Below are 22,192 nucleotides of genomic sequence, written 5' to 3'. Positions count from 1 at the left end.
GCCGAACGCCGTCGGCGGGAGCGGGGCGGGGTATGTGCGGTACCCCGGGGCTCCCGCCGACGGCGGGTCAGGTGGTGACGGCCCGTCAGGCGGCGACCGGACGGTCCGTCAGGTAGGCGTCGCGCAGCCGGTGGTGCGCGTCCGGGTCGGCGGCCAGGTGGTCCAGGCCCAGCAGGGCCGCGCCGAGCACCGGCGGGGCGACCACCACGCGCGGCTCGGCGAGCGGCGCCGCCTCGGCCAGCCGGGCCAGCACGTTGTCGAGCAGCAGCGGCTGACGGGACGCCAGCACGCCGCCGCCGAGCACCACCGGGACGGGGCGCTCCAGCAGCTCCAGCCGGGTCAGCGCGATCACCGCCAGCCGGGCCACCTCGTCGGCCTGCCGGTCGACCAGCCGCAGCGCGGTCGCGTCGCCGGCCTCGGCCGCGGCGAACAGCACCTGCGCCACCTCGTGCAGCCGGGACTCCTCGATCCGCCCCAGGTGCACCGCCTCGGCCAGCGCGTTGGCGCCGGCCACCCCGAAGTGCGCGCCGATCATCGCGGAGAGCAGGGTCGGCCCGCCGCGGCCGTCCTCGGCCCGGGCGGCGTGCCACATCGCGGCGCGGGCCAGCCCGCCGCCGCCGCCCCAGTCGCCGGTCAGCTCGCCGAGCGCGGGCCAGCGGGCGGTGCGCCCGTCCGGCCGCAGGCCGACGCAGTTGATCCCGGCGCCGCACACCACGGCCACCCCCTCGGGGCCGTCGGTGCCGGCCCGCAGCAGCCCGAAGGTGTCGTTGGCGACGTACGCGGACGGCGCCCAGCCGTGCGCGGTGATCGCCGCGTGCAGCTGCTGCTCCTCGACCGGCAGGTCGGCGTTGGCCAGGCAGGCGCTGACGTGGCTGGTCAGCGGGCGGCCGCCGGGCTGCAGGTCCACCCCGGCCTGCCGGGCCAGGTCGGCGACCAGCGGCGCCAGCGCGCCGACGGCGCCCGCCGCGCCGGTGATCTGCGGCTGGAAGCCGCCGCCGCGGGCGGTGGCCAGCACCCGGCCCTCGGCGGAGACCAGCGCGAGGTCGGTCTTGCTGTTGCCGGCGTCTATCGCGAGGACGCCGGGCAGGTGTTCGGCGTGGCTCATCGGCCGGCCCCCCTCTGGTGGTGCCCGGTGGTGGTGCGGATGGTGGAGCGGGTGCGCATGGCGGGGGTCACGCCCAGGCCAGGTGGTCGCGGTTGTGGGCGAGCAGCCGGTCGGTGAGCTGCTCGGCCAGGTCCAGCTGGCCGACCAGCGGGTGCGCCAGCAGCGCGTCGAAGACCCGGTCCCGGCCGCCCTTGAGCGCGGCGTCCAGCGCCAGGTGCTCGTACGCGGTGACGTTGGCGATCAGGCCCGCGTACAGCGGCTCGACCGGGCGCTGCGCCAGCGGGCGGACGCCGGCCGCGTCGACCTCGGCGGGGACCTCGATCACCGCGTCGTCGGGCAGGAACGGCAGCACGCCGTCGTTGCGGGTGTTGACCACCTGCACGGTGGTGCGGCCGTCGGTGCCGAGCAGCGAGGCGATCAGCTGGACGGCGGCCTCGGAGTAGAACGCGCCGCCGCGCTTGCCGAGCAGTTCCGGCTTGGTGTCCAGGGCCGGGTCGGCGTACATCTCCAGCAGCTGCTTCTCGATCGCGGAGACCTCGGCGGCCCGCGAGCCCTTGACCTTCAGCTCCTCCACCACCAGGTCGTGCTGGTAGAAGTAGCGCAGGTAGTAGGAGGGGACGACGCCGAGGCGCTCGATCACCGGCCGGGGCAGGTGCAGGTCGGCGGCGATCTCCTCGCCGTGCTCGGCGAGCAGCTGCGGCAGCACCTCGCGGCCGGTGGCGGCGTCGGGGGCGTCGAGCAGGGTGACGCCGCGCTCCCAGGTGAGGTGGTTCAGGCCGACGTGGTCGAGGCGGACCAGCTCGGGGGCGACGCCCAGGTGGGCGGCGAACTTGCGCTGGAAGCCGATCGCCACGTTGCACAGGCCGACGGCCTTGTGCCCGGCGGTCTGCAGGGCGCGGGTGACGATGCCGACCGGGTTGGTGAAGTCGACGATCCAGGCGTCCGGGTTGGCCCGGCGGACCTGCTCGGCGATGTCCAGCACCACGGGGACGGTGCGCAGCGCCTTGGCGAGGCCGCCCGCGCCGGTGGTCTCCTGGCCGACGCAGCCGCACTCCAGCGGCCAGGTCTCGTCCTGGTTGCGGGCGGCCTGGCCGCCGACGCGCAGCTGCAGCAGCACCGCGTCGGCGCCCTGGACGCCGGCCGTGACGTCGGTGGCGGTGGAGACGGTCGCGGGGTGCCCCTGCTTGGCGAAGATCCGGCGGGCCAGCCCGGCGATCAGCTCCAGCCGGTCGGCGGCCGGGTCGATCAGCACGAGTTCGCCGATCGGCAGGGTGTCGCGCAGCCGCGCGAACCCGTCGATCAACTCCGGTGTGTAGGTGGAACCACCGCCGACGATTGCCAGCTTCAGTGCGGACATCAGCCCTTGACCCCTGTCAGTGTGACGCCCTCGATGAAGGCGCGTTGTGCGAAGAAGAACAGAACGAGCACGGGTGCCATCACCAGCAGCGTGGCCGCCATGGTGAGGTTCCAGTTGGTGTGGTGGGCGCCCTTGAAGGACTCCAGGCCATAGCTGAGGGTCCAGGCGCCCGGGTTCTCGGAGGCGTAGATCTGCGGCCCGAAGTAGTCGTTCCAGCAGTAGAAGAACTGGAACAGCGCGACGGCGGCGATGGCGGGCTTCGCCATCGGCAGCACCACCCGCAGCAGGGTGCGCAGTTCGCCGCAGCCGTCGATCCGGGCGGCCTCCATGTACTCCTTGGGGATGGTCAGCAGGAACTGGCGCAGCAGGAAGATCGAGAAGGCGTCGCCGAACGCCATCGGGATGATCAGCGGCCAGAGCGAGCCGGACAGGTGCAGCTGCTTCGCCCAGAACAGGTACATCGGGATGACGGTGACCTGCGGCGGCAGCATCATCATCGAGACGACCGCCATCAGGGCTAGGTTGCGGCCGCGGAAGCGGAACTTGGCGAGCGCGTAGGCCACCGGCAGGCTGGAGACGACGGTCAGCGCGGTGCCGGCCGCCGCGTACAGCAGGGTGTTGCGCCACCAGACCAGGAAGCCGTCGGTGTTCCACACCTTGGCGAAGTTCGACCACTGCCACTGGTGCGGCCACAGGTCGGAGGTGAGCGCCTGCTTGTCCGTCATCACCGAGGTGAGGAAGACGAACACGAAGGGCAGCAGGAAGAACAGCGCGGCGGCGATCGCCAGCGAGTGCACCGCGACCCAGTTCAGGGCGGTGCGGCGGCGGGCGGTGCGTTCGGCGGCGGAGGCCGCGGCGGGGCGCCGGCGGGGGAGGGTGGAGGCGACGGCCACGGGATCAGTCCTCCGTCAGGAAGCCGGACTTGCGTCGCAGCAGGAGCGAGGTGAACGCCATCGAGAGGGCGAACAGGATGACGGCGACGACGCAGGCGGAGCCGTAGTCGTGGTGCTGGAAGCCGAGGTTGTAGACCATCTGCGGCAGCGTCCAGGTGGAGCCGTGCGGGTAGCCGGACTCGAACTGCTGCCCGGAGCCGCCGATCACGCCGGAGGCGACCTTCCCGGCCACGATCGCCTGGGTGTAGTACTGCATGGTCTGGATCACGCCGGTGACCACGGCGAACATCACGATCGGCGAGATGTTCGGCAGGGTGACGAAGCGGAACCGCTGCAGGGCGCTCGCGCCGTCCAGCTCGGCCGCCTCGTACTGCTCCCGGGGGACGTCCAGCAACGCCGCCATGAAGATCACCATCAGGTCGCCGATGCCCCACATGGCCAGCATGGTCAGGGCCGGCTTCGACCAGGACGGGTCGGTGAACCAGCCGGGCTGCGGCAGGCCGAGCTCGCCCAGCAGGTGGTTGACCGGGCCGGTGCCGGGGTTGAGCAGGAAGGCGAAGGCCATCGTGGCGGCCACCGGCGGGGCCAGGTACGGCAGGTAGAAGGCGGTCCGGAAGAACCCGGCGCCGGACTTCACCTTGGTGATGAGCAGGCCGACGCCGAGGCCGAACGCCACCCGCAGGGTGACCATCACCACGACCAGCCAGAGCGTGTTCCCCAGGCCCTGCCAGAACGCCGGGTACTTGGTGAAGACGAAGTCCCAGTTCTGGAAGCCGGAGAAGGTCGGCGCCAGGAACCCGTCGTAGTGCGTGAACGAGAAGTAGACGGTGGAGACCAGCGGGTAGAGGAAGAAGAAGCCGAAGCCGATCAGCCAGGGGGAGAGGAAGGCCAGGGTCCTGGCCCGCTCCCGCCGGCGCTTCCTGCGCAGCGCCGGCGGGACGGTGGAGCTCACGAGTGCCATGGCGTCCGCGTCACTTCGCCTGGTTGACGGCGTCGTCGATCTCCTTGGCGGTGGCCGCGAGGCCCGCCTTGAGGTCGTTCTTCCGGCCGGCCTCGACCTCGAAGCTGAGGTTCTGCAGCGAGACCTGGTAGGCGCCGCCGTTCACGCTCGCCGGGGTGGTCGAGGAGTTCGGGTTCTTGGCGATGTCGATGAAGGTGCGGAAGTTCTGGTCGGCGTCCAGCTTCGGCGAGTCCAGCGCGGCCAGCGTGCTGGGCACGTTGTGGATCGCGTTGGCGAAGGACACCACCGCGTCGGTGTCGGTGGTCAGGAACTTGACGAACTCCCAGGACGCGGTGCGCTTCTTGGAGCCGCTGGCGATGCCGATGATGGTGCCGGTCTGGTAGCCGCGGCCGTAGGTCGCCGCCTGGTCGTCCGGCACCGGGAACGGCGCGGTCGCCCACTCGAAGTCCGGCTTGTCCTCGGCCAGCGAGGCGGTCCGCCACTCGCCGTCCAGGCTCATCGCCACCTGCCCGGCGGTGAACGGGTTCTTGGCGCTGAACTCGTCGCCGAAGGTGGTCCGGTACTTCTCCAGCTTCTCGAACCCGCCGAGCTTGTCGACCAGCGACTTCTGCCAGGTCAGCCCGGCCGCCACGGTCGGGTCGGTGGCCACGTTGGACTTGCCGTCGGCGCCGAAGTAGGTCGAGCCGTACTGGCCCAGGTAGTGCGCGATCGAGGTCTCGTAGCCGTGGTAGTTCGGCATGAAGCCGAGCTGCTTGTACGAGTCGCCGTCGGGGGTGGTCAGCCGGGCCGCCATCTCGGCGAACTCGCTGAAGGTCTTCGGCGGCTGGGTGTACCCGGCGGCCGCGAACATGGTCTTGTTCCAGTACAGGCCGTAGGCGTCGCCGAGCAGCGGCAGCGAGCACTGGTTGCCCTCGTACTGGCTGTACTTGAGCATCGCGGCCGGGAAGGTCTTGGCCGGGTCGATGCCGTCCTTCTTCAGCATCGGCCCGAGGTCCGCCCACACGTGCGAGGAGCAGAACTTGCCGACGTTGTCGGTGGTGAAGGAGGAGACCACGTCCGGCGCGTCCGGTCCGCCCGCGCGCAGCGCCTGGTCGCTCTTGTCGTCCGCGATGTTCCCGACCACCTTGACGTGGATGTTCGGGTGGGCCTTCTCGAAGGCGGCGACGTTGTCGTTGATCGCCTTCACCTCGTTGTCCTGGCTCCAGCCGTGCCAGAAGGTGATGGTGACGTCCTTGCCGGAGGCGGACTCGTCGTCCCCGCCGGCCGCGTTGGTGCCGGTGCAGGCGGAGGCCAGCAGAGCGGTGCAGACGGCGGCGGTGAGCGCGGCCAGCGGCCGGCGGTATCTGCGGGTCAGGTCCACGGTGTTGCTCTCCTTGCGAGGGTGCGGGGGCAGGGCGGCATGGCCCGGCGACCCCTGCGGGGGGACGGGAGCGGGGACGGCGTGCATCGGATCAGTGGAGCAGGGCGGAGTGAACGGTCAGTGCGTGCTGAACAGGGCGTCCCGGGCGGTGGCCAGCGCGCGCTGCAGCGCGCCGGTCAGGACGGGCGGGCCGGGCACGGCGGACAGCCGCACCTCGGGCCGCGGGATGGACATCCGGCCCAGCGCCTCCTGGACCAGCTCCCGGAGGCGTTCGCCGCCGGCCGTGGGGGTGGCGCCGGACAGCACGATCAGCTCCGGGTCGACCACCGAGGCGATCACCGCGAGCCCGACCGCCAGCCGTTCGGCCAGTTCGGCCAGGAAGGCGTCGCCCGCGGGGGCGGCCAGCGCGTCGGCCACCACCTGGGCGGCGTCGGTGCCGCGCAGCCCGTGCCGGCGGGCCAGCGCCAGCACGGCCGGGTCGCCGACCAGGTCCTGGTAGCCGCCGGTCACCTTCTGCCGGGACTTCAGCTTGGCGGGGGCGTCCGGCACCGGCATGTAGCCGACCTCGCCGGCGCCGCCGGTGAAGCCCCGGTGCAGGCGCCCGGCCAGCACGATGGCCGCGCCGACGCCCTCCTCGGCCCAGAGCAGCACGAAGTCCTCGCAGTCGGTCGCGGCGCCGCCGGACTGCTCGGCCACCGCGGCCAGGTTGACGTCGTTCTCGAAGGACACCGGCGCGCCGATCGCCGCCGCCAGCTCCTCGGCCAGCCGGGGCGAGTGCCAGCCCGGCAGGTGCGCGGCGTAGCGGAGCTTGCCGGTCACCGGGTCCGGCGCGCCGCCGATCCCGATCACCACCTCGCGCAGCGCGCCCGGGGCGAGCTGGGCCCGGCGGACGGTCTCGGCGACCGCCTCGGCGACCTGCGGGACGGTGGCGGCGGCCGGCCAGCCCTTGGTGGCGACCCGGTGCTCGGCCAGCGTCACGCCGGTGATGTCGGCGACCGCGACCCGCACCGAGGTGCTGGTGACGTCCAGGCCCGCGACGTACCCGGCGGCCGGGTTGACCTGGTAGAGCTGGGCGTTGGGCCCGGGCCCGCCGGCCGTGGTGCCGACCGGCACCACCAGTCCGGCGGCCTCCAGCCGGGCCAGCAGCTGGGAGGCGGTCGGCTTGGAGAGCCCGGTCAGGCTGCCGATCCCGGTCCGGGACAGCGGACCGTGGGCGAGCAGCAGCTCCAGCGCGGCGCGGTCGTTGATGGCCCGCAGCAGGCTCGGCGTGCCGGCCAGTGGGGAACGGGGTGCGTTTCGGGTGGTCACGGCCCGATCCTCCTCTGCGTGAGCGCCTGCGGCCAACTGTTAGGAAAGTTTCCAATCACGGGGCGGCGATGTCAACGGTCGGAGACGCGTTCGTTACCGGAAAGCAGACGGCAGGGCACGGGGAGAACGTCCCGGGCCCTGCCGTCTGCGGAGGTCGTGCACGCGGCGGTGCCGCTACAGCTGGTTCGGTATCGGCTTGGTCGCCAGCGAGCGCACCGAGTTCGGATCGGCCAGCGCGGACGGCGGCAGCACCTCCGGCGCGGCGGCCTGGGCCGGGACGACCGCCGCCGCCTCCTCCTTGAGCTTCACCCCGGCCAGGTCGAAGGCCGCCTTCAGGCGCAGCCGCAGCGCCCGCGCCACCTCGGCGGTCCGGCCGGGCGTGCAGCGGGCCTCGATCCGGATCTGCACCGAGTCCACCGCCACCGACTCCACGCCCAGCACCTTGATCCGGCCCCAGATCAGCTCGTCGAACGGGGACTCCTTGGACAGCTGCTCGGCGGTCTCCAGCACCAGCGCCTGCACCCGCTCCAGGTCCTCCTTGTACCCGACCTGGACGTCGACCGTGGCGGTGCCCCAGCCCTGGCTCATGTTGGCGATCCGCTTCACCTCGCCGTTGCGGATGTACCAGATCTCGCCGCCCGCGCCGCGCAGCTTGGTGACCCGCAGGCCGACCTCCAGCACGGTGCCGGTGGCCACCCCGGTGTCGATCTCGTCGCCGACGCCGTACTGGTCCTCCATGATCATGAAGACGCCGGACAGGAAGTCGGTGACCAGGTTCCGGGCGCCGAAGCCGATCGCCACGCCGGCCACGCCGGCCGAGGCCAGCAGCGGGGCCAGGTCCACGCCGAGCACCGACAGCGCCATCAGCGAGGCGGTGCCCATGATCGAGAACGAGGCCACCGAGCGCAGCACCGAGCCGATCGCCTCGGAGCGCTGCTGGCGCCGCTCGGTGTTGACCACCCCGCTGTTGGCCAGCAGCCCGCCCAGCACCCCGTGGTCGCTCTCGTGCTCCGCGGGCCGCCCCATCCGGGCCACCAGCTTGTCGATGACCTTCCGGACCACCGCCCGCAGCACCAGCGCCAGCGCCAGGACGAACACGATCCGCAGCCCGTTGACCAACCAGCCCTGCCAGTTGTCGTCCAGCCAGCCGGCCGCCTGCCGGGTGGTGTCGGTCACGTCGGCGGCGCTGGTCGGCAGGGTGAACGTCGGCGTCGCGGCGCCGGGAGTGGAATCGTCGAGCATCGCCCCACTGTAGCGAGCCCGTTCACCCGCCCGGACGGCCCACCGGGCGGCTCCGGCCACCCTGTGCGCCGACCCCCGCACGGTACGTGCAGGACGGCCCCGAGCTGGGCATACCGGCTATGGCGGACCGCGCGCGATCACCGCACCCGCGCGGCCCGTTCACGGAGAAATGGTGGCGTCGTACGACGGCGTAAGGCGACACTGAGGGAGATCGCGTCCCGCACGGGCCACGATCGCCCCGCTCGACTCGGCGCGAGCCACGCGCCGCAGGCGTCCAAGGAGGCCCCGTGCCGCATGTCCTTGTCCTCAACGCGTCGTACGAGCCACTCGGCGTCGTCCCGATGCGACGCGCCCTCATCCTCGTCCTCAACCACAAGGCGATCGCCCTGGAGGATGCGGGCACCACACTGCACAGCGCCACCGGTGCCGTCCAGGCACCGTCCGTCGTCAAACTGACCCGCTTCGTGCGGGTCCCCTACCGCGGCCCCGTACCGCTGACCAGGCGGGCGCTGTTCGCCCGCGACCACGGTCGGTGCGTGTACTGCGGGGCCGCCGCCACCAGCGTGGACCACGTCATCCCGCGCAGCCGGGGCGGCCAGCACCGCTGGGACAACGTGGTGGCGGCCTGCCGCCGCTGCAACCACACCAAGGCCGACCGGCACCTCGCCGACCTCGGCTGGCGGATGAAGCGGGCCCCGGCCGCCCCCAGCGGCCTGGCCTGGCGGGTCATCGGCACCGGGATCAAGGACCCGCGCTGGCGGCCCTACCTGGAGCCGTACGGCGGCCTCGAACAGTTCCGCGAGTTCGTCGAGTTCCACGAGCACCCCGAGGCCGCGGTCCCGGCCCCGGTCCGTCCCCGTCCCGTCCGCCGCGGCGAGCAGCACGCCCCGCTCTCCGCCTGAACCGACAAGGGCCTGCCCGACACCACACCTCGGTACGCCTCATGGGCCGCCGGCGCACTCCGCAGCGGGAGCGCCGGCGGCCCGCCGCGCACCCGGCCGCTCAGGGCCCCGGCACCGCGTACAGCTCGATCCCGGCCAGCGCGTACCCGTACCGGGAGGCCCGGCTGATGCCCTGCACCCGCAGGTAGCGGACGTCCGGGGCGTCGAAGCGCACCGTCTCGGTGCCGCCCTGCCCGTTCTCCACCACCGCGACGGTGGTCCACTCCACGCCGTCCGCCGAGGTCTCCACCCGGTACCCGGAGGCGTACGAGGCACCCCAGCGCAGCACCGCCGACCCCAGCCGGACCGGCTGCGGCAGCCGCAGCTGCACCCAGGCGTCGTCCTGGGCCGGCGCCGTCCAGGCGGACTTCGGGTCGCCGTCCGCCACCGCCGAGGCCGGGCCCTTCGCCGAGGCGTCGCCCGAGGACGAGGCGCTCGCGCCCCGCGCCAGGTCCGGGCCGCCGGTCGGCGGGACCACGTGCACCAGCAGCTCCTGGCGGACCGTCAGCCCGCCGCCGGTGAACACCAGCGGCACCCGGTAGGTGCCCGAGGGCGTCCCGGCCGCCGCCGTGACCAGCACCGGCGCGCCCACCCGGCCGCCGCGCGGCACCGTCACCGCCGGGGCCGGAACCACCGCCAGGCCCCTGGCCAGCGGCGGCACCTCCGCGGTCAGCGCGCCGGTCAGCGCGTCCGCCCGGCCCGACTCCACGGTCGCCCGGGTCTGCGCCGGGACCGCCGCGCCCGCCACCACGTCCAGCGTCGGATCGGCCAGCGTCACCCGGGCCGCCGGGACGTCCGCGTACCAGGGGATCACCTGGTTCACCACCGGCGCCTCGCCGCCGGGCTGCCAGACCAGCCGGAACGCGTCCACCGGACCGCCGTCGGCCCGCAGCTCGTTGTAGCCCGGCCGGACCGCGCCCAGCGCCGCCCAGCTGCCGTCCGGGCGGCGGACCTGCGCCACCGCCTCGGCCCGCACCGCCGGATCGGTCAGCACCGTCAGCCGGTCCAGCGGACGGGCCGCGCCCAGCTCCACCGTCAGCGGGGCGTCGCCCGCCGCCGGCGGGGCCGCCGCCCGGAACGCCGAGTCCGGGTCGCCGGAGAGCACCGCGTCCGGCGAGGAGCCCGGCAGCGCGGGCGGGCCGGACACCGCGGCGTCCACCGCGTCCGGCGCGGCGGCGGTGAACTCGCGCACCGCCACGGCGCCCTGCTGCCCCCCGGTGGCGCGCAGCCGCACCGCCTTCGCCACCGTGCCCGCCGGGGCCGTCACGCTGACGCTGCGCTGCTCGTGCACCGTCGCCAGCCGCTGCCAGCCGCCGGAGCCGCTGAAGTACTCCAGCACCCCGTCGTGCAGGTAGTCGTCGGCCGCCGCCCCGGCGTCCGGGTCGTCGCCCCAGGAGCCCATCAGCACCGTCACCGAGCCCAGTGGCCGCGCCGTGCCCAGGTCCAGGCCGAAGCTGTCGCCGACCTGCGGCGGCGCCGAGGACCAGTAGAAGGTCTGCTGCGAGCCGTCCGCCATCAGCGCCGGGCCGTGGTCGTGCGCGGTGCCCAGCGAGGTGGTCGGCGCCGCGCCCGCCGTGATGCCCGACCAGGTGTCGGCGGACTTCGCCGCCCGGTCCAGGAACGCGTCCAGCACGCCCTTGCCGACCGTCACCGGGTTCTGCTCCAGCACCGCCCGCTGCCGGCCCAGCTCCAGCCGGGCCCGCCAGGCCGCCGTGCCGTCGCCGGCGTGCTGCGCCAGCAGCATGTCCAGCGCCGCCCGGCCCGCCGCGCCGTACGCCGACAGCCGGGCCAGCCACGGCGCGGCGTCGGCCGCCAGCGGGTCGCCGGCCAGCGTCGCCGGGGCGTCCGCCATCACCGAGAACGCCTCGCGCAGCGGCTGCGCGGCCGCCGCCGGCCCGGCCGGGTCCACCGGCGCGCCGGCCGCCGGCTCGGCCGCCGCCCAGAACCGGTCCAGCAGCGGCGCCAGGTAGGCGGACTCCTTGCCGCCGAGCGGCGAGGACGCCGAGTTGCCGGCCAGCGCCGCCGCCGCGGCCCGCTGCGCGGGACCGGCGGTGAGCAGCCGCAGCGCGGCCGCCTGCGACTGCTCGGGCCGGTACCCGTCCGGCTGCCAGCCGAAGTCCGCGGCCGTGGCCAGCGGCAGCCGGGACGCCACCGGCCGGCTCATCGCCGAGGTCAGCAGCACCGCCGAGCGGGTGGCGACCTCCGGCTCGCGGCCGCGGTAGCCGTCCAGGAACAGCCGGTCCGGCGTCGAGTCGTTGGCCGGGTAGTTGTCCAGCGTCACCAGCGGGCGCCGGAACAGTCCTGCGGTCTCGGCCAGTTGGGCCCCCGTCACCTGCTGCGGGATCACCGCGCCGCCGCTCCACACCACCCGCACCTCGGCGGGCAGCGCCGCCGCCAGCGCCGCCCGGTACGGCGTCGACCCCTGCTTCTGGTACTCCGTCGGCACCACCGCCAGCGGCGCCAGCTCCGGGTGCGGCGCGACCAGCCGCCGCTGCACCGCCGCCACCAGCTGGGCCTGCGCCTTCACCGCGGCCACCGGGCCGGTCCCGAACTTCCGCCGGTCGGTGCCGCAGTGCCACTCGTCGTAGGACACGTTCAGGAAGTCCAACTGGAAGGCCCGGAAGCCCAGCTGCCGCAGCCCGTCGAGCTTGGCGACCAGCGCGTCGACGTCCTTGGCGGAGGAGAAGCAGAAGTTCTGCGCCGGGGCCAGCGAGTACCCCAGGGTCACGTGGTTGTCCCGGGCCCGGGCCGCCAGCTCGGTCAACTCCCGTTCCCGCGCCGCCGGGTAGGGCTCGCGCCAGCGCTGCGAGCGGTACGGGTCGCCGCCCGGTGCGTACAGGAAGAAGTTCTGCTTGGTCCGGCCCAGGAAGTCCACCGCGGCCAGCCGCTGCTCCGCGCTCCACGGCGCGCCGAAGAACGCCTCCGCGGTGCCGCGGACCGGCGCGCCGCTCGGCCAGTCCCGCACCAGCACGCCCGGGAAACCCTTGTCGCCCTCGCCGCCCTGCCCCTGCCCCGGCCCGACCGGGGACAGCAGCTGGGCCAGGCTCTGCGCCGCGTAGAAGGTGCCCGCGCCGTCCGCGCCCGCCAGCACCACCGCCCCGTACGCGCCGCCCGGGGCGGGCAGCCGCCCGGCCGCCAGCAGGTACCCGCCCGAGGGCAGGCCCGCCAGCCCCGGCACCTCGGTGTCCTTCAGCCCGGCCGCCGCGGCGAGCTGCCGCAGCGCCCGGTCGGTCGCCCCGCCGGCGCCCTCGTGCGGGCCCCCGAGGAACACCACCAGCGAACCGGCGGCCGGGACGTCCGGCGCCCGCTCCGCCGTCACCACCTCCTGCGCGCCCGCCCGCGTCAGCAGCCCGCGCACCGCGTCGGCGGCCGGGCCGTCCGCGCTGTCGGCGAGCACCACCGTCACCCGGTGCGGCACCACCACGGCCTGCCCGCCGGCCCGCAGCTGCTGCGGGCGCGGGAAGACCTGGGGGTCCGTCAGCGAACCCAGCGGCAGCGGGGGTTCGGCCGGCGCCACCAGGTCGTCGCGGTCGGCGTCCGCGGCCAGCAGCCGGGCGGCCCCGTACCCGCCGTCCCGGCCGACCGCGAAGGACTGCGCGGGGACCAGCAGGCCGCCGACCACGGCCGCCGCGGAGAGCGTGGCGGCCAGCCGCAGCGACCGGCCCCGGGGGCCCGCCCGGCGCTCGGCGCGCACCCCGGGCAGCAGCGGGACGGTGCCCTTCAGATCGGCGATCAGGCGGTCCGCGGTCCGCGGCGCGACCTGCCGCGCCGTCCGGGCCACCGCCCGCCGGGCGGCCAGCGCCGCCGGATGCTCCACCACCTCGCGCAGGGCCGCGCTCTGCTCCCACCGCTGCCGCAGCCGACGCCCCGCCATCTCCGACACCCGCGCCCGCACCGGAGCCTCCTCGCCCGAAAAACCCAGCTCAACGGCCCCCCGCCGGGCCACCCCGAGCCCCCTCGGCATTCCGGCCCGCCCAGCCCACCAGCTCCCCGCGCCGCTGTCAACGAGCTTGGCGGCTATGCCCGATATGGGGCATTGCGCCCGCGGGTCGGCCGGCCCGGCAACCGGACGGGGGCGGGTTCACCCGACCGGGGTCGGGGGCGGGCCGTGTCGGTCGGGGTCGGGGAGCGGCGGCGCGGGTAGGACTGTGGCTGTTGGCGTTCGGGTGTTGGCGTTCGGGAGTCCGAGGACGGAGTGCGCGGGGTGGCCGCATACCTTGACCGTGACCAGGCGGGAGTCGAGCAGGTACCGGCGGAGGACAACCCGTCGGCACCACCGGAGTTGGTGGCCCTGGCGCACGCGTACGGGGTGGACACCGGCTACGACGCCGGGGCCGGGCCGGTGCAGGTCGGGGCCCGCACGCTGAGCGCCGTGCTGGCCGCGCTCGGCGTCCCCGCCGGGACGCCGGAGCTGGCCGCCAAGGCGCTGGAGCAGCACCGCGAGGAGACCGCGCGCCGCCTGCTGCCGCCCACCGTGGTGGCCTGGCAGGGGCGGCGCACCGCGCTCGACCTGCCCGCCGACGCCGCCGTCCGGATCGAGCTGGAGGACGGCGGCACCTGGGAGCTGTCGCACGACCACTCCTGGTGGCTCCCCGAGGACCTGCCGCTCGGCCACCACGTGCTGACCGCGAGCGCCGGGGACCGCGCGGGCCGGGCCGCGCTCGTCGTCGCCCCGCCGCGCGTCCCCGGGCCCCGGCAGCGCGGTTGGGGCTTCCTGGCCCAGCTGTACTCCGTGCTGGGCGAGCAGTCCTGGGGCATGGGCGACCTCGGCGACCTCGCCGAACTCGCCCAGTGGGCCGGGGCCGGGCTCGGCGCCGGCTTCCTGCAGATCAACCCGCTGCACGCGGGCCTGCCCGGCGCCCCCTCCGACCCGTCCCCCTACCGGCCGTCCTCGCGCCGCTTCGCCGACCCGGTGCACCTGCGGATCGAGGCCGTCCCCGAGTACGCCCGCTGCGAGGAGGCGCACGACTTCTCCCGCCGGGCCCGGCTGCTCCGCCAGGAGGTGCTGGCGCACGACGGCCTGATCGACCGCGACGCGGTCTGGGCGCTCAAGCGGCAGGCCCTGGAACTGCTGCACGCCGTCCCGCGCGGCGTCGGCCGGGAGGCCGCCTACCGGGCGTTCGTCCGCCGCGAGGGCGAGTGGCTGGAGCGGTACGCGACCTGGAACGCCCTCGCCGAGCGGCACGGCACCGGCCGGCACGCCTGGCCGAAGGGGCTGCGCCACCCCGACAACCCCCAGGTCGCCGCCGAGAAGGCCGAGCTGAAGGACCGGATCGAGTTCCACCGCTGGCTGGCCTGGCTGGTCGACGAGCAGCTGCGCGCCGCCCAGCGCGCCGCCCTCGACGCCGGCATGCCGATCGGCCTGATCCACGACCTCGCGGTCGGCGTCCACCCCGACGGCGCCGACGCCTGGGCCCTGCAGGACGTCCTCGCCACCGGCATCTCCACCGGCGCCCCGCCCGACGCCTTCAACGCCCACGGCCAGGACTGGGGCCTGCCGCCCTGGCGCCCCGACGCCCTCGCCGAGGCCGGCTACGCCCCGTTCGCCGAACTGATCCGGGCCGCCGCCCGGCACGCCGGCGCGATCCGGATCGACCACGTGATGGGCCTGTTCCGGCTCTGGTGGGTGCCCGAGGGCGCCCGCCCCACCCAGGGCACCTACGTCCGCTACGACGCCGGGGCGATGCTCGCCGTCCTCGCCCTGGAGGCGCACCGGGCCGGCGCCGCCGTCATCGGCGAGGACCTCGGCACCGTCGAACCCGGCGTCCGGGAACGGCTCGCCGAGCACGGCGTGCTCGGCACCTCGGTGCTCTGGTTCGAACGCGACTGGCAGGCCGGCGGCACCGTCCTGCCGCCCGAGCGCTGGCGCCCCGGCTGCCTGGCCACCCTCACCACCCACGACCTGCCCTCCACCGCGGCCCGGCTCACCGGCGAGCACGTCGCGCTCCGGCACCACCTCGGCCTGCTGGCCCGCCCGCTGGCCGAGGAACAGGCCGCCGCCGCGACCGAACTCGCCGACTGGCAGCGCGAACTCGTCCGGATCGGCCTGCTCGCCGAGGGCGAGCCCACCACCCCCGAGGCGCTGTACGCCTTCCTGCTCGCCACCCCCGCGCAGCTGGTCGGCGTCTGGCTCCCCGACACCGTCGGCGACCCCCGCCCGCAGAACCTCCCCGGCACCTGGGACCAGTACCCCAACTGGCGGCTCCCGATCGCCGACGCCACCGGCACCCCCCGCACCCTGGACGCCCTCGCCGCCGCCCCCGGCACCGCCGGCATCGCCGCCACCCTCGCCCCGCTCGACGTCCCGTCCGACGCCCCGTCACCCGGACGCGCCGACAGGCCCACCCCGCCGGGCCACCCGCTGTAGGGGGCCGGTACCTTGGGAAACGTGGACAAGAGGAACGCAATGCGCGCCGGTGCGGTCACCGCGGCGGCCACGCTGATGATGCTGATGTCGTCGCCCGCCATGGCGCTCGTACGCGACGACGGCGACGACCCGGGCAGCGGCCTGAGCGTCGGTGCCAGCCTGGGCCTGTTCGTCGGCCTCCCGATCCTCGCCTTCGCGGTGATCGCCGGCCTCTGCATGCTCCCGGGCAGCAAGAAGAAGTAACCCACGGGCCCCCGGACCCGGACGGCGACCGCCCCGGCGGTCGCCGTTTTTTCGGGCTCCCGGGCCTCCCGGGGGTCGGCGCGCGCCCTGGGACAACCCGAACGGCGCCGCCGACGCCCCGACGGTGACGGGGCATCGGATCGACCGCCCCGTCCCGGTGCACCGTCCGACGTCCCCGTCACCCGAGGAACGCCCATGACGCACCACCGCCTCCGCCGGACCGCCGCCCTGTTCGCGGCCGCCACCGCCCTCACCGGCTGCGCCTCCGCGACCGGCCCCGCCACCGCCTCCGACGCCGCCCCGGCCCGCGGGACGGCCCCCGGCAAGCCCGCCCCCGGCACCCCGGCCGCACCGCCGACCGGCACCCCCGCCCCCGGCAGCACCGCCACCCCGGGCACCCCCGCCCCGAGCGGCACCGGCCGCCAGGGCGACACCGTCCCCGGCGGCACCGGCACCTCCGGCTCCACGGACTCCTCGGGCTCCGCCGGCTCCGCGGGCCAGGGCTCCACGGGTTCGGGTTCCACCGGTGGCACTTCGGGCACCGGCGGCACGGGCGGGACGGGCGGCACCGGCGGCACCGGTGGCACGGTCAGCACCCCCGGGCCGGGCCCCGCCCCCGTCACGGGCAAGATCCTGTGGACGCCGAGCACCGCCAAGGGCGCGTCCGCCTTCAACGACGTCCAGTGCAAGTCCGGGAACTTCGGCGTCACCGGCGACTCCGCCAAGGGCAAGGTCTGGCGGGCCTTCCAGGCCGCCGGCGAGGAGCGCTGCGAGACCGTCGGGCCCGACCTCAGGAACGGCGACACCTTCTACCTCGGCTGGTCGTCCCGGGTGAACATCGCCGACAGCGACAGCCGCTACGTCTTCCAGCTCAAGTGCTCGCCCAGCACCGGCACCGCCAACCACCCCATCGAGATCGACATCGCCAACGGGCGGGTCCGCCTCCAGGAGTGGGACACCGACCACGTCGCGCACGCGCTGTGGACCGCGCCGATCGCCAACGACAAGTGGCACTCCTACGCGCTGAAGATCCACCTCGGGCGCACCGACGGCACCATCGACTTCTGGTACGACGGCGTCAAGCAGACCTTCACCACCGGCTCCGGCACCTTCACCGGCACCACCTGGGACGGCGACCGCAACTACCTCAAGTGGGGCTCCTACCACCCGTCCCCGGGCGATGCGACGAACACCTTCACCAGCCCGGTCATGGCCACCACCCTGGCCCTCGCCACCTCGACCTCCTGACCAAGGAGCCCCGTCAGGGGCCCGGGGAACGGCGGAGCCGAGTGGCGGGCGTCCAACAGGCTGCGATGCGCTACCCCGTTTCGGGCCGAAGGTTCTTTTGCGAAAGCCCCGTTGCGCCCCACTGTGTTCCGGCGATCAGCCTCTCGGCCCCGCCGTTCCCCGGGCCCCTGGGTTCGCTCCTTCCGAACGTCTCTTCCCTGGTCCCGTCCGGGTGGATCGCGAACGCCGTGATGCCGTGGTCCGCGAGCCAGCGCAGTGCGTGCGGCGGGCCCATGGCGAAGGCCGCGGTGGCGAGGGCGTCGAGGCGGGCGAGGCGGGTGCCGACCAGGGTGAGGGAGGCGTAGCCGGTCGCGGGGCGGCCGGTGTGCGGGTCGAGGACGTGGGCGCCGCGTTCGGCGGTGCCGGAGGTGGCGACGGCGAGGTCGTGGCCGGTCAGGACCCGGGCGAGGGCCCCCGCGCGGTGCGGGTCGGCGATCCCGATCCGCCAGGGGCCGCCCGCGGTCTGGACGTCGCCGCCGCCGTTGACGCAGTGGTCCGCCGAGCCGGACTCGCGCAGCAGGCGGGACGCCTCCTCGACGGCCCAGCCCTTCACGTAGCCGCTGGGGTCGAGCCGCCCGCCGGGGCGGTGGGTGAACCAGCCGCCGGTCTCGGCGGCGAGCTCCGTGCAGCGGTCGAGCACCCACCGCACCTCGGGGTCGCACCCGTCGGCCCGGAGCTCGCCCCGGCCGAGCCGGGAGATCTCGCTGCCGGGCCGGTAGGTGGAGAACAGCTCGTCGATCCGGTGCAGCCGTTCGACCACCCGCTCGACCGCGGCGGCGGTCCGCGGGCCGGGGTCGCGGACGGTGATCGAGAAGACCGTCCCCATCACGTGCTCGACCCGGGTGGTCACTCGGCGGCCTTGTCGAGCGCGCTCTGCAGCGAGCGGGTGTAGCCGTCGCTGGTGTAGGTGGCGCCGGAGACCACGTCGATCTTCGCGCTCTGGGCGGCCAGCGCCTCCTGGTTGAGGACGGGGATGGCGTAGCTGTTGATCTCCTGGTCGCGGTGGTCCCGGCTGGGGTACTGGACGACGTCGATCTTCGTGATCCTCCGGTCGGCGTCCAGGGCGACCTTCACCTGCACCGGCCCGTAGCGGGTGCTGACGGCGTCTCCGGTGACGGACCGTGAGGTGCCGCCGTTCGACGCGTCGGTGGTGGCACCCCCCGTGCCCCCCGTACCCCCCGTGCTGCCGGAAGCGCCGGAAGCGCCGGTGGCGCCGATCGCGGTGACGGGCGCGGCGGGGTCGTGCGGTTTGAGGGAGAGCAGCAGGACGACCCCGGCGGCGGTCGCGGAGGCGGTGACGACGGCTCGGCGCATGGTGGCGGGGCTCCTAGAGGGCGAAGGACTCGTGGTGGATGCGGGACGGCCGGACCCCGGCGGCGCGCAGCGCGCGGACGGCCTCGGCGGTGAACTCCTCTGGGCCGCACAGCCAGACCTCGTGCCGGGCCAGGTCGGGGACCAGCCGGGCCAGCGCGGGGCCGAGCGGGCCGACCTGCCGCCGGGTGCCGAGGAGTTCGTGCGCCCGGCGGCCGCCGCGCTCCGCGACGGCGGCGAGTTCGCGGCGGAACAGCACGTCCTCGGGGCGGCGGGCGCGCTGGACCAGCGTGACCCGCCCGGGCAGCGTCTCGAACAGGGCGCGCAGCGGGGTGATCCCGACGCCCGCGCCGAGCAGCAGCACCGGCCCGCCGCCGTGCCGGCGGCGCGCGGTGAACGCCCCGTGGGGGCCCTCGGCACGGACGGCGGTGCCGGGGGCGAGCGCGGCGACGGCGGCGCTGTGCGTGCCCAGGTCCTTGACGGTGAAGCGGAGGAAGTGCGGGTGCGCGGGGGCGGACAGCGAGTACGGACTGGCCGTCCAGCGCAGCCCCGGGGCGGCGAACTGGAGGCGGAAGAACTGGCCGGGCTCGGCCCGCAGTTCGTCCAGGTGACGGCCGGTCAGGAAGACCGACACCACGCCCGGGCCCTCCGGGCGGACCTCGGCCACCCGGAGCCGGTGCCGCCGCTCGCCCAGCCAGGGCCGCAGCAGCCGGAACCAGCCGAGGACGGCGGCGGTGCCGAAGTACAGCAGGTACCAGGCGGCCCGGGCCGGGCCGTCGCCGAGGTCGGCGCCGGTGGTGAGCTGGTGGCCGAAGCCCAGGGCGACCGCCAGGTAGGTGGCCAGGTGCAGGTAGTACCAGGTCTCGTGGCTGAGCCGGCGGCGGGCGGCCCGGGCGGAGACCGCGCCGGTGCCGAGCAGCAGCAGCGTCCCGGCGGTGGCCTTCAGCATGTCGGGGAAGTGCAGCACGATCTCCACGCCCTGGCCCCACACCCCCCGGCCGTCGGTCAGCGCGTAGCCCCAGACGATCGTGAGCACGTGCGCGGTCAGCAGCGCGACCAGGTAGCGGCCGCCGAAGGCGTGCCAGCGGGCCAGCCGGTCGGCGCCGACCTCGCGCTCCAGCAGCGGGACCCGGGCCATCAGCAGCAGCAGGACGGGCGCGGCGTACCCGGCCAGCAGGCCGGTGATCCGGCCGGTGCCGGTCAGCCAGTCCGCGGCCCCGGCCACCCGGGGGGTGTCCGACCACCACAGGGCGAGCACCCCGAGCGCCCCGAGGGCGATCAGCGCGGGCACGGCGTGCCGGACGGCGTCCGGCGGCAGGCCCCGGCGCGCGGCCGCGGCGCGCCGGGCGGCCCGGGGCGGGGTGGACAGTGCGGTCAACGGGGCCTCCTTCGGTGGTGCCGGGCCCCACCGTCGCACCGCAAGCTCTCAGTTCCCTATGAATCCGCCGCCCGCGACGGCCTCCGGAACGGCGTTCGGGCAGGTCGGAGCCGGTGTACCTGGGCGAACACCGGTGCGGGGATCTCACCGCTTTCTCATCGCGGCGGGCCAGAATGGTCCGGTGCAGCAGACCGAAACCCCCTGGCGGGTCCTGGTGGTCGACGACGAGCCCGACCTGGTCGACGTCGTCTGCGGCGCCCTGCGCTACGAGGGCTGGCAGGCCCGCGGTGCCACCGACGGCCTGGCCGCCGTCGCCGCCGCCGCGGACTGGCGCCCGCACGCCGTGGTCCTCGACGTGATGCTCCCCGACCTGGACGGCTTCGAGGTGCTGCGCCGCCTGCACGCCGCCGACCCCGAGGTCCGGGTGCTCTTCCTCACCGCCCGGGACGCCGTCGAGGACCGGATCGCCGGGATCACCGCGGGCGGCGACGACTACGTCACCAAGCCGTTCAGCCTGGAGGAGGTCGTGGTCCGGCTGCGCGGACTGCTCCGCCGGGCCGCGCCCGCCGGGCCGGGCGGCCCCGGCACCCTGGCCGTCGGCGACCTGCGGCTCGACCCGGCGGCCCGGGAGACCAACCGCGGCGGCGAGCCGGTCGAACTCAGCCCCACCGAGTTCGCCCTGCTCAAGCACCTGATGGAGCACCCCCGCCAGGTGCTCAGCAAGGCCCAGCTGCTGGACGCCGTCTGGTCCTACGACTTCGGCGGCCAGGCCCACGTGGTCGAGCTGTACATCAGCTACCTGCGCCGCAAGATCGACACCGGCCGCCCGCCGATGATCCACACCGTCCGGGGCGCCGGCTACGTGCTGCGGCCGGCCCCCTGATGCGGCGCCGGGTCCCGCTGCCGCGCCGGGTCCCGCTGCCGCGCCGCCCGCGCACCCTGCGGGCCCGGCTGGTCGCGGGCGTGCTGGTGCTGCTGACGGTGATCTGCGCCGGGGTCGGCGTCGCCACCTGCGAGGCGCTCCGGCACTTCCTGACCGACCGGCTCGACCAGCAGCTCGCCGCCGCCGGCGGCCGCTACGCCGCCAGCCTCGAACACCCCGGCCAGGGCGGCCACGACACCCGGGCCCAGTCGCCCGGCACCTTCGGCGCCCGGCTGGTCGACGGCGGCCTCACCCACGCCGCCGTGGTCGGCGGCGTCCCGCCCGGCGACGACGACCCGGTGCCGATCGTCAAGGGGTCCGCCGCCGACGCCGCCGTCCCGCTGGACGCCACCGACCTGCGGGCCCTGCGCGCGCTGCCCGCCGACGGCCGCCCGCGCGGCCTGGAGCTCTCCGCGCTCGGCCACTACCGGGCCGCCGCCGTCACCGGCCACGACGGGGACACCCTGGTCACCGGCCTGCCGCTGCACCCCGTCGACGAGACGGTGCAGCGCCTGCTGCTGATCGAACTGGTGGTCTTCGGCGCGGCGCTGGCCGTCGCCGCGGCCGCCGGCACGCTCGGCGTCCGGCTCGCGCTGCGCCCGCTGGAGCGGGTGGTCGCCACCGCCGAACGGGTCTCCGCGCTGCCGCTCGCCAACGGTGCGGTCGAGCTGGGCGAACGCGTCCCGGACGCCGACCCCGGCACCGAGGTCGGCCGGGTCGGGGCCGCGCTCAACCGGATGCTCGGCCACGTCGGCGACGCGCTGACCCGCCGGCAGGCCGTCGAGGAGCGGCTGCGCGCGTTCGCCGCCGACGCCAGCCACGAGCTGCGCAACCCGGTCGCCGCCGTCCGCGGCCACGCCGAGCTGGCGCTCCGGCACCCCGGGCCGGTGCCCGGTCCGGTCCGGCACTCGCTGGAGCGGATCGGCGCCGAGTCGCTCCGGATGGGCGACATCGTCGAGGACCTGCTGCTGCTGGCCCGGCTGGACGCCGGGCGGCCGCTGGCCGTCCAGGACGCCGACCTGACCCGGATCGCGCTGGACGGCGCCGCCGACGCCCGGGCCGCGCACCCCGGCCACCGCTGGCTGCTGGAGCTGCCCGCCGAGCCGGTGACCGTCCCCGGCGACCCGCATCGGCTGGCCCAGGTGGTCGGCAACCTGCTGGCCAACGCGGGCACCCACACCCCCGACGGCAGCACCGTCACGCTGCGGATCGAGCCCCGCGGCGGCGAGGTCCGGCTCACCGTCGCCGACGACGGGCCGGGCGTCCCGGCCGAGCTGGCCCCGCACGTCTTCGAGCGGTTCACCCGCGGCGACCGGGCCCGCTCCCGCCGCACCGGCTCCACCGGCCTCGGCCTGGCCATCGTCCGGGCCGTGGTGCTGGCCCACGGCGGGACGGTCGGGCTGAGCGGCGCCCCCGGGCGGACGGTGTTCACCGTGGTGCTGCCGGCCGGGAACGCGCAGGGCCCCGGCGCCCCCGGCCCGGTGGAACGGGCGGGGGAGCCGGGGCCCTGACGGTCC

17 protein-coding genes are annotated in these 22,192 nt (G+C 75.5%); 6 read left to right on the top strand and 11 right to left on the bottom strand.

Annotation, left to right across the window (positions count from 1 at the left end; all coding sequences use genetic code 11):
- Positions 1-85: 85 nt before the first annotated feature.
- The 7 genes from ACIQBJ_RS28980 to ACIQBJ_RS28950 all read right to left on the bottom strand — a co-directional run bounded on the left by ACIQBJ_RS28980 (position 86) and on the right by ACIQBJ_RS28950 (position 8,226).
- The gene (locus ACIQBJ_RS28980) at positions 86-1,105 is read right to left on the bottom strand and encodes an N-acetylglucosamine kinase (RefSeq protein ID WP_400716290.1); all 1,020 of its coding nucleotides are present in this window, start codon (positions 1,103-1,105) and stop codon (positions 86-88) included.
- A gap of 67 nt (positions 1,106-1,172) precedes the next feature.
- On the bottom strand, positions 1,173-2,462 hold the full coding sequence (locus ACIQBJ_RS28975; protein ID WP_400716288.1) for a 6-phospho-beta-glucosidase: 1,290 nt from the start codon (positions 2,460-2,462) through the stop codon (positions 1,173-1,175).
- Entirely contained in the window at positions 2,462-3,355 is an 894-nt protein-coding gene (locus tag ACIQBJ_RS28970; RefSeq protein WP_400716286.1) for a carbohydrate ABC transporter permease, read from the bottom strand. The genes ACIQBJ_RS28975 and ACIQBJ_RS28970 overlap by 1 nt, the downstream gene beginning before the upstream one ends.
- Positions 3,356-3,359: 4 nt before the next feature.
- Positions 3,360-4,316, bottom strand: coding sequence for a carbohydrate ABC transporter permease (locus ACIQBJ_RS28965; protein WP_400716284.1), 957 nt, complete (start codon positions 4,314-4,316; stop codon positions 3,360-3,362).
- 10 nt (positions 4,317-4,326) lie between these two features.
- Complete coding sequence (locus tag ACIQBJ_RS28960; RefSeq protein ID WP_400716348.1) at positions 4,327-5,670, bottom strand: ABC transporter substrate-binding protein; 1,344 nt, start codon at positions 5,668-5,670, stop codon at positions 4,327-4,329.
- A 123-nt stretch (positions 5,671-5,793) separates the two neighbouring features.
- Positions 5,794-6,984 carry an ROK family transcriptional regulator gene (locus ACIQBJ_RS28955; RefSeq protein ID WP_400716282.1) on the bottom strand — a complete coding sequence of 397 codons (1,191 nt, stop codon included), beginning with the start codon at positions 6,982-6,984 and terminating at the stop codon, positions 5,794-5,796.
- Between the two features lie 174 nt (positions 6,985-7,158).
- A complete protein-coding gene (locus ACIQBJ_RS28950) occupies positions 7,159-8,226 on the bottom strand; it encodes a mechanosensitive ion channel family protein (RefSeq protein ID WP_400716280.1) in 1,068 nt (355 codons plus the stop codon).
- Between the two features lie 287 nt (positions 8,227-8,513).
- On the opposite strand from ACIQBJ_RS28950, the gene ACIQBJ_RS28945 reads away from it, so the two are divergent.
- Positions 8,514-9,128 carry an HNH endonuclease gene (locus tag ACIQBJ_RS28945; RefSeq protein WP_400716278.1) on the top strand — a complete coding sequence of 205 codons (615 nt, stop codon included), beginning with the start codon at positions 8,514-8,516 and terminating at the stop codon, positions 9,126-9,128.
- A 100-nt stretch (positions 9,129-9,228) separates the two neighbouring features.
- Here ACIQBJ_RS28945 and ACIQBJ_RS28940 read toward each other — a convergent pair whose 3' ends face one another.
- Positions 9,229-13,062, bottom strand: coding sequence for a beta-N-acetylglucosaminidase domain-containing protein (locus ACIQBJ_RS28940; RefSeq protein ID WP_400716276.1), 3,834 nt, complete (start codon positions 13,060-13,062; stop codon positions 9,229-9,231).
- Positions 13,063-13,371: 309 nt separating this feature from the next.
- On the opposite strand from ACIQBJ_RS28940, the gene malQ reads away from it, so the two are divergent.
- The 3 genes from malQ (at position 13,372) to ACIQBJ_RS28925 (ending at position 17,025) form a co-directional block, all read left to right on the top strand.
- The gene (gene malQ / locus ACIQBJ_RS28935) at positions 13,372-15,534 is read left to right on the top strand and encodes a 4-alpha-glucanotransferase (RefSeq protein ID WP_400716274.1); all 2,163 of its coding nucleotides are present in this window, start codon (positions 13,372-13,374) and stop codon (positions 15,532-15,534) included.
- Between the two features lie 21 nt (positions 15,535-15,555).
- Positions 15,556-15,777 (top strand): photosystem II reaction center protein PsbW, encoded by a 222-nt coding sequence (psbW, locus tag ACIQBJ_RS28930; RefSeq protein WP_400716272.1) that lies wholly within the window; start codon positions 15,556-15,558, stop codon positions 15,775-15,777.
- Between the two features lie 195 nt (positions 15,778-15,972).
- Positions 15,973-17,025 (top strand): heparin lyase I family protein, encoded by a 1,053-nt coding sequence (locus ACIQBJ_RS28925; RefSeq protein WP_400716270.1) that lies wholly within the window; start codon positions 15,973-15,975, stop codon positions 17,023-17,025.
- A 70-nt stretch (positions 17,026-17,095) separates the two neighbouring features.
- Here ACIQBJ_RS28925 and ACIQBJ_RS28920 read toward each other — a convergent pair whose 3' ends face one another.
- From ACIQBJ_RS28920 to ACIQBJ_RS28910, 3 genes are read right to left on the bottom strand one after another with little or no spacing between them, the layout of a single operon-like run.
- Positions 17,096-17,890 (bottom strand): FAD:protein FMN transferase, encoded by a 795-nt coding sequence (locus tag ACIQBJ_RS28920; protein ID WP_400716346.1) that lies wholly within the window; start codon positions 17,888-17,890, stop codon positions 17,096-17,098.
- Positions 17,891-17,910: 20 nt separating this feature from the next.
- On the bottom strand, positions 17,911-18,378 hold the full coding sequence (locus ACIQBJ_RS28915; protein WP_400716268.1) for an FMN-binding protein: 468 nt from the start codon (positions 18,376-18,378) through the stop codon (positions 17,911-17,913).
- Positions 18,379-18,391: 13 nt separating this feature from the next.
- On the bottom strand, positions 18,392-19,753 hold the full coding sequence (locus tag ACIQBJ_RS28910; RefSeq protein WP_400716266.1) for a ferric reductase-like transmembrane domain-containing protein: 1,362 nt from the start codon (positions 19,751-19,753) through the stop codon (positions 18,392-18,394).
- Positions 19,754-19,934: 181 nt separating this feature from the next.
- On the opposite strand from ACIQBJ_RS28910, the gene ACIQBJ_RS28905 reads away from it, so the two are divergent.
- Positions 19,935-20,636, top strand: a complete 702-nt coding sequence (locus tag ACIQBJ_RS28905; RefSeq protein ID WP_400716264.1) for a response regulator transcription factor — start codon at positions 19,935-19,937, stop codon at positions 20,634-20,636.
- Complete coding sequence (locus tag ACIQBJ_RS28900) at positions 20,636-22,186, top strand: sensor histidine kinase (RefSeq protein WP_400716262.1); 1,551 nt, start codon at positions 20,636-20,638, stop codon at positions 22,184-22,186. Before ACIQBJ_RS28905 ends, ACIQBJ_RS28900 begins: the two co-directional genes overlap by 1 nt.
- Positions 22,187-22,192 lie beyond the last annotated feature (6 nt).

It is taken from the genome of Kitasatospora sp. NPDC088391, assembly GCF_044753345.1.
Lineage (GTDB): Bacteria > Actinomycetota > Actinomycetes > Streptomycetales > Streptomycetaceae > Kitasatospora.
Note: the sequence above shows the minus strand (reverse complement) of the source record. Positions and strands in the feature narration are given on the sequence as shown.

Bases quoted from the DNA above. Each gene is read 5' to 3' on its own strand.
- ACIQBJ_RS28920 (WP_400716346.1), bottom strand. From the start codon at position 17,890: ATGGGGACGGTCTTCTCGATCACCGTCCGCGACCCCGGCCCGCGGACC.
- ACIQBJ_RS28915 (WP_400716268.1), bottom strand. From the start codon at position 18,378: ATGCGCCGAGCCGTCGTCACCGCCTCCGCGACCGCCGCCGGGGTCGTC.
- ACIQBJ_RS28975 (WP_400716288.1), bottom strand. From the start codon at position 2,462: ATGTCCGCACTGAAGCTGGCAATCGTCGGCGGTGGTTCCACCTACACA.
- ACIQBJ_RS28980 (WP_400716290.1), bottom strand. From the start codon at position 1,105: ATGAGCCACGCCGAACACCTGCCCGGCGTCCTCGCGATAGACGCCGGC.
- ACIQBJ_RS28925 (WP_400716270.1), top strand. From the start codon at position 15,973: ATGACGCACCACCGCCTCCGCCGGACCGCCGCCCTGTTCGCGGCCGCC.
- ACIQBJ_RS28965 (WP_400716284.1), bottom strand. From the start codon at position 4,316: ATGGCACTCGTGAGCTCCACCGTCCCGCCGGCGCTGCGCAGGAAGCGC.
- ACIQBJ_RS28900 (WP_400716262.1), top strand. From the start codon at position 20,636: ATGCGGCGCCGGGTCCCGCTGCCGCGCCGGGTCCCGCTGCCGCGCCGC.
- ACIQBJ_RS28950 (WP_400716280.1), bottom strand. From the start codon at position 8,226: ATGCTCGACGATTCCACTCCCGGCGCCGCGACGCCGACGTTCACCCTG.